This window comes from Pseudomonas sp. PI1 (assembly GCF_000812405.1).
In the GTDB taxonomy this organism is placed as follows: Bacteria; Pseudomonadota; Gammaproteobacteria; order Pseudomonadales; family Pseudomonadaceae; genus Pseudomonas; species Pseudomonas citronellolis.
On the sequence record NZ_JWMC01000042.1, the window covers coordinates 15,900 to 29,643 of the forward strand.

Annotated in this window: 14 protein-coding genes and 3 tRNA genes; 10 read left to right on the plus strand and 7 right to left on the minus strand. The window is 68.1% G+C overall.

Annotated features, from left to right (window positions below; genetic code table 11):
- Nucleotides 1–74: 74 nt before the first annotated feature.
- The 3 genes from msrB (at nt 75) to RN02_RS14430 (ending at nt 1,536) form a co-directional block, all read left to right on the plus strand.
- Entirely contained in the window at nt 75–476 is a 402-nt protein-coding gene (msrB, locus tag RN02_RS14420; protein WP_009623407.1) for a peptide-methionine (R)-S-oxide reductase MsrB, read from the plus strand.
- A 110-nt stretch (nt 477–586) separates the two neighbouring features.
- Entirely contained in the window at nt 587–1,072 is a 486-nt protein-coding gene (locus RN02_RS14425) for a glutathione peroxidase (protein ID WP_043267143.1), read from the plus strand.
- The gene (locus RN02_RS14430) at nt 1,069–1,536 is read left to right on the plus strand and encodes a MarR family winged helix-turn-helix transcriptional regulator (protein ID WP_043267141.1); all 468 of its coding nucleotides are present in this window, start codon (nt 1,069–1,071) and stop codon (nt 1,534–1,536) included. The genes RN02_RS14425 and RN02_RS14430 overlap by 4 nt, the downstream gene beginning before the upstream one ends.
- A gap of 13 nt (nt 1,537–1,549) precedes the next feature.
- Here RN02_RS14430 and RN02_RS14435 read toward each other — a convergent pair whose 3' ends face one another.
- Nucleotides 1,550–3,874, minus strand: coding sequence for a hybrid sensor histidine kinase/response regulator (locus RN02_RS14435; protein WP_043315055.1), 2,325 nt, complete (start codon nt 3,872–3,874; stop codon nt 1,550–1,552).
- A gap of 141 nt (nt 3,875–4,015) precedes the next feature.
- On the opposite strand from RN02_RS14435, the gene RN02_RS14440 reads away from it, so the two are divergent.
- Nucleotides 4,016–4,909, plus strand: coding sequence for an ATP-binding protein (locus RN02_RS14440; protein WP_009623402.1), 894 nt, complete (start codon nt 4,016–4,018; stop codon nt 4,907–4,909).
- On the plus strand, nt 4,906–5,388 hold the full coding sequence (locus RN02_RS14445; RefSeq protein WP_009623401.1) for a GAF domain-containing protein: 483 nt from the start codon (nt 4,906–4,908) through the stop codon (nt 5,386–5,388). Before RN02_RS14440 ends, RN02_RS14445 begins: the two co-directional genes overlap by 4 nt.
- Before the next feature lie 1,090 nt (nt 5,389–6,478).
- On the opposite strand, the gene RN02_RS14450 is transcribed toward RN02_RS14445, so the two are convergent.
- Nucleotides 6,479–7,156 (minus strand): glutathione S-transferase family protein, encoded by a 678-nt coding sequence (locus RN02_RS14450; protein ID WP_043315056.1) that lies wholly within the window; start codon nt 7,154–7,156, stop codon nt 6,479–6,481.
- A gap of 10 nt (nt 7,157–7,166) precedes the next feature.
- Complete coding sequence (locus RN02_RS14455) at nt 7,167–7,934, minus strand: hypothetical protein (protein WP_043315057.1); 768 nt, start codon at nt 7,932–7,934, stop codon at nt 7,167–7,169.
- A 217-nt stretch (nt 7,935–8,151) separates the two neighbouring features.
- Here RN02_RS14455 and RN02_RS14460 point away from each other — a divergent pair.
- From RN02_RS14460 to RN02_RS14470, 3 genes are all read left to right on the plus strand, one after another.
- Nucleotides 8,152–8,227, plus strand: a tRNA-Glu gene (locus RN02_RS14460).
- A gap of 2 nt (nt 8,228–8,229) precedes the next feature.
- A tRNA-Gly gene (locus RN02_RS14465) sits at nt 8,230–8,305 on the plus strand.
- Between the two features lie 85 nt (nt 8,306–8,390).
- Nucleotides 8,391–8,466, plus strand: a tRNA-Gly gene (locus tag RN02_RS14470).
- A 41-nt stretch (nt 8,467–8,507) separates the two neighbouring features.
- Here the strand turns inward: RN02_RS14470 and RN02_RS14475 are convergent.
- Nucleotides 8,508–9,104 (minus strand): hypothetical protein, encoded by a 597-nt coding sequence (locus RN02_RS14475; protein ID WP_134163465.1) that lies wholly within the window; start codon nt 9,102–9,104, stop codon nt 8,508–8,510.
- A 290-nt stretch (nt 9,105–9,394) separates the two neighbouring features.
- Here RN02_RS14475 and RN02_RS14480 point away from each other — a divergent pair, with 290 nt between their 5' ends.
- Complete coding sequence (locus RN02_RS14480; protein WP_043315059.1) at nt 9,395–10,756, plus strand: OmpA family protein; 1,362 nt, start codon at nt 9,395–9,397, stop codon at nt 10,754–10,756.
- A 27-nt stretch (nt 10,757–10,783) separates the two neighbouring features.
- Here RN02_RS14480 and RN02_RS14485 read toward each other — a convergent pair whose 3' ends face one another.
- Nucleotides 10,784–11,830 carry an ornithine cyclodeaminase gene (locus tag RN02_RS14485; protein ID WP_043315060.1) on the minus strand — a complete coding sequence of 349 codons (1,047 nt, stop codon included), beginning with the start codon at nt 11,828–11,830 and terminating at the stop codon, nt 10,784–10,786.
- Nucleotides 11,831–11,967: 137 nt separating this feature from the next.
- Between RN02_RS14485 and RN02_RS14490 the strand changes: the two genes are divergently transcribed.
- Nucleotides 11,968–12,462 (plus strand): Lrp/AsnC family transcriptional regulator, encoded by a 495-nt coding sequence (locus RN02_RS14490; protein WP_009618932.1) that lies wholly within the window; start codon nt 11,968–11,970, stop codon nt 12,460–12,462.
- Nucleotides 12,463–12,755: 293 nt separating this feature from the next.
- Here the strand turns inward: RN02_RS14490 and RN02_RS14495 are convergent, their stop codons facing one another.
- Together RN02_RS14495 and RN02_RS14500 are read right to left on the minus strand one after the other, a co-directional pair.
- Nucleotides 12,756–13,166 (minus strand): PA2817 family protein, encoded by a 411-nt coding sequence (locus RN02_RS14495; RefSeq protein ID WP_043267118.1) that lies wholly within the window; start codon nt 13,164–13,166, stop codon nt 12,756–12,758.
- Nucleotides 13,167–13,244: 78 nt separating this feature from the next.
- Nucleotides 13,245–13,661, minus strand: a complete 417-nt coding sequence (locus RN02_RS14500) for a PA2816 family glutamine-rich protein (RefSeq protein ID WP_043315061.1) — start codon at nt 13,659–13,661, stop codon at nt 13,245–13,247.
- Nucleotides 13,662–13,744: the final 83 nt, after the last annotated feature.

Consider the following 13,744-nt stretch of genomic DNA (forward strand, 5'->3'; position numbering starts at 1 on the left):
CACGCATCATACGTGCGGCCCGTTTCCCGCGAAAGGGCGCGGACGGGCTTTTTTCAAGCTTGCGAGGTACAGCGATGGAAAAGATCGAGAAGCCCCTGGAAAGCTGGCGCGAGGAGCTCGACGAACAGCAGTTCCACATCTGCCGCCTGGGTGGGACCGAGCGTGCCTTCACCGGCGAGTACTACGCTACCAAGACCCCCGGCATCTACCACTGCGTGTGCTGCGGCGCGGCGTTGTTCGACTCGGACGCCAAGTACGATTCCGGCAGCGGCTGGCCGAGCTACTTCCAGCCGGTGTCCAAGGATGCCATCGCCGAGCTGGAAGACTTCAGCCATGGCATGCACCGCATCGAGGTGCGCTGCGCCGCCTGCGAAGCCCACCTGGGCCACGTGTTCCCCGACGGGCCGCGGCCGACCGGGCTGCGCTACTGCATCAACTCAGCGTCGCTGAAGCTGGTGCCGCGCGACGAGGCTTGAGTGACGCAAGGCCCGCCGGTCGTCGGCGGGCCTTTTTTCGATGTAAATAAATTGTGTGCAATTTAATTGCGAGCTATCTTGATCGCTCCCACTTTCCTGGAGCCGGTTCCATGAGCGACGCATTGCTGGATATCCCCTGCACGACCATCAAGGGCGAGCAGAAGACCCTGGCCGATTTCGGCGGCAAGGCCCTGCTGGTGGTGAACACCGCCAGCCAGTGTGGCTTCACCCCGCAGTACAAGGGCCTGGAGGCGCTGTGGGAGAAGTACCGCGACAAGGGCCTGGTGGTGCTGGGCTTCCCCTGCAACCAGTTCGGCAAGCAGGAGCCGGGCGACGAAGGCGAGATCTCGCAGTTCTGCGAGCTGAACTTCGGCGTCAGCTTCCCGCTGTTCAAGAAGATCGACGTCAACGGCGCCGACGCCCACCCGCTCTACGTGCAGTTGAAGAAGCGCGCGCCGGGCGTGCTGGGCAGCCAGGGCATCAAGTGGAACTTCACCAAGTTCCTGGTCAGCCGCGACGGCAGCCAGGTCAAGCGCTTCGCCCCGCTGACCAAGCCGGAGGAACTCACCGCCGAGATCGAAGCGCTGCTGCGATGAGCCGCCGCGAACCTGAACAGGCGCTGCTGCTGGACAACCAGCTGTGCTTCCGCCTGTACGCTGCCTCGCGGGCGATCATCCGCGGCTACCGGCCGATGCTCGATGCGCTCGGCCTGACCTACCCGCAGTACCTGGTGATGCTGGTGCTGTGGGAATGGCAGGACAAGCCGCCGGCGCAGCCGACGGTGAAGGCCCTGGGCGAGCGCCTGATGCTCGACTCCGGCACCCTGACGCCGCTGCTCAAGCGCCTGGAGCAGCTCGGCCTGGTGCAGCGCCGGCGGGCGCGGCAGGACGAGCGCGAGGTGCACCTGGGCCTGAGCGGGGAGGGCATCGCCTTGCGCGAGAAGGTGGCGCCGCTGCGCGAGGCGCTGCTGTGTGCCAGCGGCCTGGACCTCAATGCGATGGATGAGCTGCGCGGACGCCTGGACGACCTGCTCGGGCAACTGCTGGCGCTGGAGCCGTAAGGCGCCGCCGGCCTCAGGCATCCAGCCGGGGCTGCGCCCAGCGCTCCAGCATCGCCGCCATCTCGTCGCGGTGGAAGGGCTTGGCCAGGTAGTCGTCCATGCCGGCCAGGCGGCAGCGCTCGCGCTCGTCGGGCAAGGCGTTGGCGGTCAGGGCGATCACCGGCAGATCCTTCCAGCGCGGCGCCTGGCGAATCCGGCGGGTCGCCTCGTAGCCGTCCATCACCGGCATGTTGCAGTCCATCAGCACCAGCTCGAAGTCTTCCTCGGCCAGGGCATCCAGGGCCTCCTGGCCATCGGCGGCGACCCGCACCCGGCAGCCGAGCTTCTGCAGCAGGCCCCGGGCCACCAGTTGGTTGACCGGGTTGTCTTCCACCAGCAGCACCCGCGCGGCGAACTGCTCCGGGGCTTCGCCCGGCAACTGACGCTGGGCCGGTGTGGCCGGGCGGCGGAGGGCCTGCTGCAGGGCCTGGTGCAGGGTGGCGCGGCTGAGCGGGCGGGCCAGTTGGCGCAGGGGCGCCAACTGCTGCGCCAGTTCGGCCTCGAGGAAGCTGCCGTAGGCGGTGACCAGCAGCACCGGGCGGTCCTTGAGGTGCTGACGCAGGCCGACCAGGCAGTCCGGGCAGTCGGACACCAGCACGTCCAGCTCCACGCCCAGCAGGCTGGCGTCGATGTCCAGGCGCCGGTAGTCCAGGCCCCAGCGCGGCAGCCAGGTCTGCAGCAGTTCGGCCAGGCCGCTGCCGGCCGGGCACTGCGCCACCACCTTGCCGCTCAGGGGCTCCAGCGCCTGCGCGGGGTCCAGGGTGGGCAGCGGCAGGGTCGCGGCGAACTCGCTGCCCAGGCCCGGTTGCGAGCTGACGCTCAGCTCGCCCTGCATGGCCTCGCAGAGCTTGCGCGTCAGCGCCAGGCCCAGGCCGGTGCCGCCGAACTGGCGGGTGATGCCGGCATCCGCCTGGGTGAAGGGTTGGAAGATGCGCTGCAGGGCGTCGGCGGCGATGCCGATGCCGGTGTCGCGGACGCTGATGCGCACGCCGTCCTCCCAGGGCTCGACGCGCAGGTCGACGCGGCCCAGGCGGGTGAACTTGAGGGCGTTGGAGAGCAGGTTGCTGACGATCTGCCGCACCCGCGTCGGGTCGCCTTCCAGCTGTGCAGGCAAGTCGGGGCTGACCAGGCAGGTCAGCTCCACCGCCGGGGCGGCGTTCTGCGACAGCAGGCTGGCGGTGTCCTCCACCAGGGTGGCGAGGTCGAAGGGGATCTTCTCCAGCTCCAGCTGGCCGGACTCGAACTTGGACAGGTCGAGCACGTCGTTGAGCAGGTCCACCAGCACCTTGCCCGAGTCGTGGGCGATGGACAGCTGCTGGCGCTGTTCCGGGCTCAGCGGGCCGTCCAGGGCCAGGCCGAGCATGCCCAGCAGGCCGTTGAGCGGGGTGCGGATCTCGTGGCTCATGTTGGCCAGGAAGGTGGCGCGGGCCTGGGCCATGTCCAGGGCGTTGAGGCGGGCGCGCTCCAGTTGCTGGTTGGACTGCGTCAGGCGGGCGTTGGCCGCTTTCAGCTCGGCGGTGCGCGCCGCCACTATGTTCTCCAGCTCGGCCAGGTAGCGGGTCAGGCGGTCCTCGGCCTCGCGGCGCTGCTCCATCTCCACGGCGATGTGGCTGAGCTGGCGGTTGGTCACCTCCACCAGCACGCCGATCTCGTCGCGCTCGTGGCCGCTGGGGCAGGGCAGGCGCAGGCGCGTGGGCGAGCGCGGGTCGTGGCGGGCGAGCACCTCGATCAGGCTCACCAGCGGCTTGGTCAGCAGGCCGTAGAACAGCACCAGGAGGATCAGCGACAGCAGCAGGCTGCGGACGAAGCCGGAGATCAGTGTCATGCCGGCGCGGCGCAGGAAGTCGTTGCCGAAGACGAAGGTGTCGATCTCCAGGCGCAGCACGCCGAGGGACTCCTTGGGCTGGTGCTCTATATACAGCGGCTCCTCGTAGACGCGCATGTGCCCGAAGAGGAAGTCGCTGAGCGGGCGCAGGCGGCTCTCCGCCGGTGGCCGGCCGGCGCTGGCCAGGGCCACGTCGGCGCTGTCGATGATCTCCGCGCGGATCACCGCCGGCGAGCGCAGCAGGCCCACCACCAGTTCCTGGGCCAGTTCGGCGTCGATGTTGTAGGCGATGCGCGCCGCCGGGTTGTGGCTGACGTCCAGCAGGGCGCGTACTTCGCGGTTGATGGAGGCGTCCTGGCTGGCATAATCGACGCCCACCTGGATGAGGCTGAGCAGGGTGCCGAGGATGAAGGCGACCAGCACCGTCAGGCTGGCCTGCTTGAACGAGAGGCGATGGGTGAGCGCAATATCCATGAGGTGCGGTACTTCGCCTCGAGAATGCTTTCCAGGCGCGTAGCATAGCCCAAGCCGGCAGGCTGTCGGCAGAGGCGATGCCATCCATGTGACATGACCGAACGACAGCGTCGCTACGCTGAAGATCCCAGGGAGAAAGCCGTGGATTCCCGTCTGAATGATTTCCTGGCCCGCGCCGAAAGCGTGCTGGCCCGGCTGGAGCCGTTGCTCCCGGCGCTGCGCGAGCCCATCGACTGGCAGCGTTGCCTGGCCGCCCGCTGGCACCGCGATGGCCGCAGCGGCTACCTGCAGGCGCTGCAGGTGAGCCTCGACCTGCGCCTGGACGACCTGCTCGGCGTCGACAAGCAGCGCGAACAGCTGGCCCGCAACACCCGCCAGTTCGTCGCCGGCAGGCCGGCCAACCACGCTTTGCTGTGGGGCGCCCGGGGGACGGGCAAGTCCTCGCTGGTGCGCGCGCTGCTGGCCGAGCTGGCCGGCGACGGCCTGCGCCTGATCGAGATCGAGCGCGACCACCTGGCCGACCTGCCGCGGGTGGTGGAGCAGTTGCACGGCCTGCCGCAGCGCTTTGTGCTGTTCTGCGACGACCTGTCGTTCGACGCCGGCGAGGGCGACTACCGGGTGCTCAAGAGCGTGCTCGACGGCTCGCTGGAGCAGGCTCCGGACAACGTCCTGCTGTACGCCACCTCGAACCGCCGCCACCTGGTCTCGGAGAAGCAGAGCGACAACGAGAACTGGAAGATGGTCGACGGCGAGCTGCACCCCAGCGAGGCGGTGGAGGACAAGATTGCCCTGTCGGATCGTTTCGGCCTGTGGCTGTCGTTCTACCCCTTCACCCAGGAGCACTTCCTGGACGTGGTGCGGCACTGGGTGGAAGTGCTGGCCGGCCGTTCGGGGCTGGCCTTCACCTGGGACGAGCCGCTGGAGAAGGAAGCCATCCGCTGGGCCCTCGGGCGCGGCAACCGCAACGGCCGCTGCGCCTATCAATTCGCCCGCCAGTGGGTGGGCCGTCAATTGCTCGAAGGAGAAGAACCATGATCGACCTGCAACAGACCGGCGCCGGGCTGGGTGGCTACGCGCTGCTGGCGGCGCAGGCCGAAGCGCTGTTCGCCGACGAGCGCGACTTCATCGCCAACGCCTCGCAGTTCGCCGCCCTGCTGTTCCACGAACTGGGCGACCTGAACTGGGCCGGTTTCTACCTGAACAAGGACGAGGAACTGGTGCTGGGCCCGTTCCAGGGCAAGGTGGCCTGCGTGCGCATTCCCTTCGCCAAGGGCGTGTGCGGCGCCGCGGCGCGCACCCGCCAGACGCAGCGGGTGGAGGACGTGCACGCCTTCCCCGGGCACATCGCCTGCGACAGTGCTTCCAACAGCGAGCTGGTGGTGCCGCTGGTCAAGGACGGCCGGCTGATCGGCGTGCTCGACCTGGACAGCCCGAGCATCGGCCGCTTCAGCGCCGAGGACCAGGCCGGCATCGAGCGCCTGGCCGAGATCTTCCTGCGCCTGACCGATTGCTGAGGCACGAATTGTAGGAGCGGGCCCTGCCCGCGAAATCGCGCGCAGGGGAATGGCATCGGCGCTTGGGCTTTCCCCTCACCCCAGCCCTCTCCCGGAGGGAGAGGGGGCAGTACGTGCCGAGAGAAGGCCTGGTTTCAGCCGGCGATCCCTGTGCTAGCCGGCTGACGCCGAAACACCAACGCACGCCGAACGGTCCTCTCCCGGAGGGAGGGGGAGCCAGTCCGTGCCGAAAGGAGGCCAGGTTTCAGCCGGCGATCCCTGTGCTTGCCGGCTGACGCCGAAACACCAATGCACGCCGAACGGTCCCCTCTCCCTCTGGGAGAGGGTTAGGGTGAGGGGGCCGCAGGCCTGCTCGCTCGATTCCGTGCCCCTATGCGCTTCGTGAGGCACGGCGTTTCCCCCCGCACCTGTAGCGGGCCCTGCCCGCGAAATCGCGCGCAGGGGAATGGCATCGGCGCTCGGGCTTTCCCCTCACCCCAGCCCTCTCCCGGAGGGAGAGGGAGCCAGTCCGTGCCGAAAGGAGGCCTGGTTTCAGCCGGCGATCCCTGTGCTTGCCGGCTGACGCCGAAACACCAATGCACGCCGAACGGTCCTCTCCCGAGGGAAGGAGCTAGTCCGTGCCGAGAGGAGGCCTGGTTCCAGCCGGCGACCCCTGCGCTAGCCGGCTAACGCCGAAACACCCACGCACGCCGAACGGTCCTCTCCCGGAGGGAGAGGGAGCCAGTCCGTGCCGAGAGAAGGCCTGGTTTCAGCCGGCAACCCCTGCGCTAGACGGCTAACGCCGAAACACCAACGCACGCCGAACGGTCCCCTCTCCCTCTGGGAGAGGGTTAGGGTGAGGGGGCCGCAGGCCTGCTCGCTCGATTCCGTGCCCCTATGCGCTTCGTGAGGCACGGCATTTCCCCCCGCACCTGTAGGAGCGGGCCCTGCCCGCGAAATCGCGCGCAGGGCGCGCTCCTACAAGGGAATGGCGCGGGTGTGGCGGCGTAGGATCTCATCCGCGAATCGCGCCGATACCTCCGGCTATCGCGGACAAGGTCCGCCCCTACGGGGGATGTACGCCGTGCCTCGACCGACGGCGTCTTTCTATTCAGGCCGGCGCCTGGGCGATGCGCGCGCGAATCTTGTCGACGACCCGCTGTTCACCCTCGAGAAGCGCCTGCTGGGCAGGGCGCTGCAGCATGCGCTGGAAGTGCGCGGCCAGACGCGGCCAGCGCCCGGCATCCAATACTTCCCCGCCGTGGCGCATGTTCACCAGTTGGCTGGCCACGGCGATGTCCGCCAGGCTGAAGCGGTCGTCGACGAAATACTCGGCTTCGCCCAGGCAGCCTTCCAGGTAGTCGAAGTGCGGCGGCAGTTTCTCCTGCAGCGCAGCTTCCACCGCCACCTCGTCGCACGGCTTGCCCAGCAGCGGCTTGAGCAGGCGGTTGCGGAACACGGTGAAGGTGGCCAGGGGCGCCACTTCGTAGTCGGCGTATTTTTCCAGCCAGCTGATCCGCGCGCGGGCCAGGGCGTTGCCGCCGCACAGGGGCGTGGCCTGGGGATCGCGGTCGTCCAGGTAGTGGCAGATGACGCTGGAGTCGGCCAGGGTGACGTCGCCGTCGCGCAGGGCGGGGATGCGTCGCAGCGGGTTGAGGTCGGCGTACCAGTCCGGCTGGTTGAACGGGTCGACGTTCTCCAGCTGGTAGTCCAGGCCCTTCTCCGCCAGGCACAGGCGGGCCTTGCGGACGAAGGGGGATAGAGCGGCGCCGTAGAGGGTCAGGCTCATGCGGGTCTCCTCAGTCGTAGAGATTCTTCTTCTTCCAGATGTCGTCTTCGTCCAGCGCCTTCAGGCCTTCGGTCAGCTCGGTGTTTTCCTCGGCGGAGGGCTTGCTGCTTTCCAGGACCAGGGCGTTGGCGCGTTCGAGCTGTTGTTCCAGTTGCTTCAGCTGGGCCTGGTAGCGGCCGAGGTCGGCCTGCTTCTGCAGGTATTGCACGCCGCGCTCGAAGGCCAGGCGGGCCTGGCGGGGCTGGCCCTGCTGCAGCGCCTGCTGGCCGATGTTGGTGAAGAACTCTATATGCAGCTGGGTGAGCAGGTGGCGGATTTCCTTCAGCCAGCGCTGGGCGTCGTTGCGCGACAGCAGGCCGTCCTGGGCGAAGCGGTTGATCTGGGCGTGCAGGCCCTCGAAAAGGAAGCGGACTTCCTTGGCCTTGGCTTCGGTGAGGATCAACTGCGGGGCGTTGCGCACTTCCATGGCGCTGCCCTGGCTTACCAGACGGTTGAGTTCGGCGACGCGCTCGGCGATCTGGGGCGTCTTTTCCAGCTTGAGCAGGCGTTCGCCCAGGGCGAGTTCGAAACGGCTGAGCAGCAGCTTGAGGTCCGCGGAGATGAACTGGCCGGGCAGGCTCTCGGCGATGGCGCCGCAGCGGCGGAAGCGATCCTGCAGGTCGGCTTTCTCCCGGGCCTTCTCCAGCTTACGGTTTTCCAGCTGCTGGTTGATGAAGACGATGGCGATCAGAATGACGATGCCGGCGACGACCAGGGCGGTGATGACGAGTGGCGACACCTTGGAAACTCCCTGAAGGATTTTTCCCGAGTGTAATGGCTCGCTGACACCGGTCATAGCGGCGGCGCAAAATTTGACCAGAAGTCTTTGATTTAAAAAAATTTTTCCGGAAGGGTTGACGCCCCTCCAAAGGCTCCATAGAATGCGCGCCACTTCGACGCGAAAGCCGAAAGGCAGAGCGAAGAAGCCGGAAAGAATGTTGTAAGTTCCGGGCCGCGTCCCCTTCGTCTAGTGGCCTAGGACACCGCCCTTTCACGGCGGTAACAGGGGTTCGAGTCCCCTAGGGGACGCCATTGCGGGAATAGCTCAGTTGGTAGAGCACGACCTTGCCAAGGTCGGGGTCGCGAGTTCGAGTCTCGTTTCCCGCTCCAAATTCTCGGTCATCGCCCCGGCGGTGAACGGAAAGCGAAATGGCGTTACCCTCCGGCCGAAAGCTGGAGGTTGCAACAAGTTGATGCGGGAATAGCTCAGTTGGTAGAGCACGACCTTGCCAAGGTCGGGGTCGCGAGTTCGAGTCTCGTTTCCCGCTCCAATCCGGATCGCCTTCGCGGTGATCCACACAAAAAGGCTGCCTCAGGGCAGCCTTTTTGCGTTTCCGTCCCCTCGCTTATCCGCAGGCGCCGGCTCGCTGCCCCGCGTTTCCCGCTCCAGCGCCTGGCGCAGGCTGGGCATGGCCGGTTGCGCGAGGTCGTCCAGGCGCCAGGCTCCCCCGCGCCTGACCAGGCGCAGCAGCACGCCGCGGCGCCACTGCTCGTGCACCAGGATCACCCTGGCCGTGGCCCGGCCCTCGCCGGCCAGGCTGACGTGCAGTTGCTCCAGCTCCAGGCCTGGTGAACGCCGGCAGACGCAGAGCGGGTCGTTCTCCAGCAGCCCCGCGCCTTCGTTGCGGGCGGCGCGATAGGCCTTCAGCGCCCGCGCCAGCGCCGGGCTCAGCCAGCGCCGGGCGCGCGCCTCGCCGATATCGCCGGACAGCGCCCCGGGGCCTTCGTCGCCGTACAGCCGGCGCACGAAGCTTTCCACCTCGACCTTCGCCGTCCGCTGCCCGCCCTGGCTCTGGCCCTGGCTGCTGGGCGCCAGGCTCGCCAGCAGCACCAGCAGCAGGGCGAGGATGCTGCCCGAGCGCAGCCGCAGCCCTCCATGGCTGGTGGTCATCGGTGGGAGGTGCGGCATGGGGAGGTCCTGCGATAGCGCCTTGGCGAAGTGTTCCGGCCAGCTTGGCAAGGCTTGCCCGGCCGGTGGAATAAGGCGCAGGCGCGGGCGCCGGTGAGACGTTTCCTCGCCCCCGGGCAATGCCGGCGCCGGGCAGCGAATTCGGATTGCCCTTATTTGGTCCGCCGGGGGGATTTGCTCTGATAGCGCCGGCTTCCCCGGCGCGCATCGGCGCCTGGGCAGCATTGCAGGGACCGTGTGGCCGCAATGCCTGGCACGGGTCGATGGATATTCTCCGAGTAGTTCTTCATATGTATGACGATTTCATTGGGCGGCTCCTGGAGACGCTCGTCCGCCGCTTCGGCCTGGCGCCGGAAAACGCCGGGAAGCTCCTGGGCCTGCTGGCGCACCTGGTGCTCGACGAGCAGCGCGGCGGCTGGGCCGGTTTCGTCCAGCACCTGCGCCGGCAGGGACTGGGCGCCTGGCTGCAGGGTGGCCCCCCTGCGCAGGCGCCCGACCGCGCCCAGCTGGAGCAGGTGTTCGACGCCGGCACGCTGGGCCGCTTCGCCCGGCAGCTGGGGCTGTCCGACGAGGGGCTGGAGGAGGTGGTCGCCGCCTGCCTGCCGGAACTGCTGGCCGGGCTGGACGCCGCCGGTGGTGCGGCGCAGGCCGGAGCCGAGGGGCTGACTGTGCTGATGGCCGACACCGCCGAATTGCTGCCGGCGCTGCGGCCGGAGGCGATCGGCGAGCCGGCCGGGCCGCGACCGGAGGCGAAGCGTGGGCTGGCGCCCTGGTTGGGCGCGCTGCTGGTGCTGTCGTTGCTCACCATGGTGCTGTCGTTCCGCCATTGCTCGTCCACGCCCGTGGCCCAGGCGCGGGTGGCGGCAGCCGTGGAGGTGGCTCCGCAGCCCAAGGCCAGCCCGGTGCTGGAGGCGCCGCGCTTCATGCTCGAACTGCGCGAGGGCAAGGTGCGCATCAATGGCCAGCTCACCAGCATCGACGAGCGCGCGGCGCTGCTGGGGCGGCTGAAGGAGGTCTTCGGCGCGGAGCGCCTGCGGGGCGACATCCTGGTCAAGCGGCAAACCAGCCCCGCGGCCTGGCTCGACGGACTGCTGGAGCTGCTGCCGGAACTGAAGGTCGAGGGGCTCAAGCTGGGCTTCAACGGCGAGCGCATCCGCATGGATTCCACCGCGCTGAGCCAGGGGCAGCGCATCGAGCTGTCGCAGAAATTGCGCGAGACCTTCGGCGGCTTCGAATTCCTGGGGCTTTGGAACCGCACCCTGGCCGCCCTCAACGGCCTGCCGCCGGGCTCCGGCGCCCGGCAACTGGCCGATGCCCTGACGCAGTTGGGGATTCGCTTCGACAACCGCTCGAGCACCATCAGCCGCGACAGCGACGAGGTGCTGGCCGAAGCCGCCGAAGCCATCCGCCAGGCGCCGCCGGGCACTCTCGTGGAAGTGGGCGGACACACCGACGACAGCGACGATTCGCAAAGCAGCCAGCAGGCCTCCCGCGTTCGGGCCGAGGCCGTGGTGGCGCGCCTGGTGGAACTGGGCGTGGCACCCGACCGCCTGCAGGCCAAGGGCTACGGGCGCAGCCAGCCGCTCTTCAGCAACGCCACCGAGGCGGGCAGGGCGCGCAACCAGCGCATCGAGTTCAGCGTGCTGGAGTGAGCCGGCCCTTGCCCTGGCGCGCCAGGCTCAGCGCACGGCGCGCAGGGCCTGGCCCTGGGGCTGCCGGACCAGGCCGAACAGGTCCTTCGGGTCCTGCGGCCGGGGCACCAGTTCGATGTCGCGGCCGATGCCGCGTTCGCGCGCCGCGTCGTGCAGCCAGCGCAGGGCGGAGAAGTCTTCCAGGGCGAAGCCTACCGAGTCGAACACGGTGATCTGTTCGGCGTTCTGCCGGCCCTCGGCGGCGCCGGCGAGGATGCGTTGGAACTCGATCACCGGGAAATCCGCCGGCATCTGCTGGATGTCGCCCTCGACGCGGGTCTGCGGTTCGAACTCGACTATCACCCGCGCGCGCTCCAGCACTTCGGCCTGCAGCTCGGTCTTGCCCGGGCAGTCGCCGCCCACGGCGTTGATGTGCATGCCCGGTTCGAGCATGTCGGCCGTGAGGATGGTGGCGTTGGTCTTGTCGGCGGTGACCGTGGTGACGATATCGGCGCCGCGCACCGCTTCACGCACCGAGTCGGCGACTACCAGCTTCAGGCCGGGAAGGCCGGCGAGGTTGCGTCGCAGCTTGGCGGTGGCCGCCGGGTCGATGTCGAACAGGCGGATTTCCTCGATGCCCAGCAGCTCGTGGAAGGCGATGGCCTGGAACTCGCTCTGCGCGCCGTTGCCGATCAGCGCCATGCTTCGGGCGTCGGGGCGGGCCAGGAAGCCGGCGAACAGCGCCGAGGTGGCGGCGGTGCGCACGGCGGTGGTCAGCGTCAGTTCGCCGAGCAGCAGCGGGTAGCCGGTGTCCACCGTGGCCAGCACGCCGAAGGCCATCACCGTGGGCAGGTCGACGCGGTGGTTCTGCGGGTGGCCGTTGACGTACTTGAAGGCATACAGCTTGCCGTCGTCGGCGGGCATCAGTTCGATCACGCCGAGGGCCGAGTGGTTGGCGACGCGGGCGCACTTGGTGAATTCATCCCAGCGTCGGTAGTCGGCCTCGATGTAGCCGGCCATGGCGCGGATGGCCGCGCCCGGGCCGACCTCGCCGAGCAGTCGGCCAACGTCCTGCACATCCAGATAACGGGTCATGCTGCCATCCTCCTGAGTGGGAGCGCCGCGCGTTCATCGGGCGCCTGGGGTCAGTCTATGCCGCTGGCCGGGAATAACTGTGCTTTCTGACTGCATGGGCTAGGCTTCTGCGCAAAGACAGACTCAGGATGAGAGGTATGAAGAAAAGAAATTCCAGCGTGGCCGATCTGGATGCCACCGACCTGGCGATGCTGCGCCTGCTGCAGGAGGACGCCAGCCTGTCCAACGCCGAGCTGAGCGAGCGCCTGGCGCTGAGCGTCACGCCCTGCTGGCGGCGGCGCAAGCGCCTGGAGGAGGAGGGCTACATCCGCGACTACCAGGCCAACCTCGACCGCCGGCGCCTGGGCCTGGACATCCTGGCGTTCGTCCACGTGCGCTTCGCCGCCCACTCCGACGATGCCTCGGACCGCTTCGAGGCGACCGTGCGCGACCTGCCGGAAGTGCTGGCCTGCCACAAGATCACCGGCGATGCGGACTTTCTCCTGCAGGTGCTGGAGAAGGACCTGGACGCCTATGCGGAGTTCGTCGAGAAGGTGCTGCGCAAGCAGCCGGGCATCGCGTCGATCCAGTCGACCCTGGCGCTGCGGGAGATCAAGGATTGCCACCGGATACGGGTGCCGGAGGAGGGGTAGGGCGGACTGGCGGCCGGATCGCGGACGGAGTCCTCCTACGGTTCCAGGAAGCACGGCTTTTCGTAGGATGGCGTTGAGCGAAGCGATACCCATCGCCGCAACAGCATGGGTTTCGCAAGCTCAACCCATCCTACGAAGAGCACCTCGGCGCAAGACAGTTGCTCCTACGATCGTGCTTCTCTGCCAATGCCCAGGCCAACCCCGGAACCGCCGGGGATCGAGGCCAAACGGCGCATAACGCCGTAGGCGTTATGCGCCCTACGTGGTGTCCCCGTATCCGCGATTGCGCCGGCTCAATGCTTGGCCGAGTCTTCCGGCAGCGCCAGCAAAGCCTTTTCCTTGTTCCAGTCGAAGGGCTCGCCGTTTTCCTCGGCGGCGAAGCGGCGTTCGTCCAGTTGCTGGTACAGGTCGATCTCTTCGTCGGGCATGAAGTGCAGGCAGTCGCCGCCGAAGAACCACAGCAGGTCGCGCGGTACCAGGTGGGCGATCTGCGGGTAGCGGTGGAAGGTCTGGGAAATCAGGTCCTGGCCCAGGTACTGGGCGCCCACCGGGTCGCGCGGCAGTTCCTGCAGCAGCTCGTCGAAGCGTTCGAGGAACAGGCCGTGGTTCTCCTCCGGGACCTGCTCGGCTTCGCCCAGGGCGCCGAGGATCATGCGCAGGTGCTGCAGCAGGGCGAGGTGGTGGTCAAGGTAGGCGCTGGCCATGGTGGGGTCCTCTGCGGAAACGGCTGAAACGGGGGCGGAGTATATAGGGGTTTCACCGGCCCCGCCGCGCGGCGCCATTCAACGCAGCGGCCGCGACTGCGTCTGCCGGCGCTGGTTGTCGATCATCCGCCGCTGCATGTCGAGCTGCTGCTGTTGTTGCTGCAGGCGGAACTGCTGCAGGTCGGTGCGCTGGCGCTCGATGGTCTGGTCCTGCAGGCGCTGTTGCTGGCGCTGGCGCTCCAGGGCCTGCTGCTGGTCCTTGAGCTGTTGCTGCTTGAGCTGCAGGCGCTGGTCTTCGTATTGCAGGCGCTGGTCCTGCTGCTGCACGCGGCGTTGTTCGGCCTGACGCTGCAGGCTGTCGATCTGCTGCTGTTGCGCGTCCAGGTCGACCAGCGGCGCCGGTGGCGGGCTGTTGCGGCTCGGGTAGAGCCAGGAATCGGCCTGCGCCGTGGTTGCCAGGGCCAGGCCGACGAGGAGGATGGGCAGGATGCGCATGGGCGTTCTCCCGGTTGCCTTTGCCTGCCAGTGTGCACCCATCCGCCTGCACTGGCAGCCCCCGGGGCGAAAACGCCAAGGGC

Bases quoted from the DNA above. Each gene is read 5' to 3' on its own strand.
- msrB (WP_009623407.1), top strand. From the start codon at position 75: ATGGAAAAGATCGAGAAGCCCCTGGAAAGCTGGCGCGAGGAGCTCGAC.
- RN02_RS14425 (WP_043267143.1), top strand. From the start codon at position 587: ATGAGCGACGCATTGCTGGATATCCCCTGCACGACCATCAAGGGCGAG.
- RN02_RS14450 (WP_043315056.1), bottom strand. From the start codon at position 7,156: ATGAGCCTGACCCTCTACGGCGCCGCTCTATCCCCCTTCGTCCGCAAG.
- RN02_RS14475 (WP_134163465.1), bottom strand. From the start codon at position 9,104: ATGCCGCACCTCCCACCGATGACCACCAGCCATGGAGGGCTGCGGCTG.
- RN02_RS14490 (WP_009618932.1), top strand. From the start codon at position 11,968: ATGAAGAAAAGAAATTCCAGCGTGGCCGATCTGGATGCCACCGACCTG.
- RN02_RS14430 (WP_043267141.1), top strand. From the start codon at position 1,069: ATGAGCCGCCGCGAACCTGAACAGGCGCTGCTGCTGGACAACCAGCTG.
- RN02_RS14500 (WP_043315061.1), bottom strand. From the start codon at position 13,661: ATGCGCATCCTGCCCATCCTCCTCGTCGGCCTGGCCCTGGCAACCACG.
- RN02_RS14445 (WP_009623401.1), top strand. From the start codon at position 4,906: ATGATCGACCTGCAACAGACCGGCGCCGGGCTGGGTGGCTACGCGCTG.
- RN02_RS14480 (WP_043315059.1), top strand. From the start codon at position 9,395: ATGTATGACGATTTCATTGGGCGGCTCCTGGAGACGCTCGTCCGCCGC.
- RN02_RS14435 (WP_043315055.1), bottom strand. From the start codon at position 3,874: ATGGATATTGCGCTCACCCATCGCCTCTCGTTCAAGCAGGCCAGCCTG.
- RN02_RS14485 (WP_043315060.1), bottom strand. From the start codon at position 11,830: ATGACCCGTTATCTGGATGTGCAGGACGTTGGCCGACTGCTCGGCGAG.
- RN02_RS14495 (WP_043267118.1), bottom strand. From the start codon at position 13,166: ATGGCCAGCGCCTACCTTGACCACCACCTCGCCCTGCTGCAGCACCTG.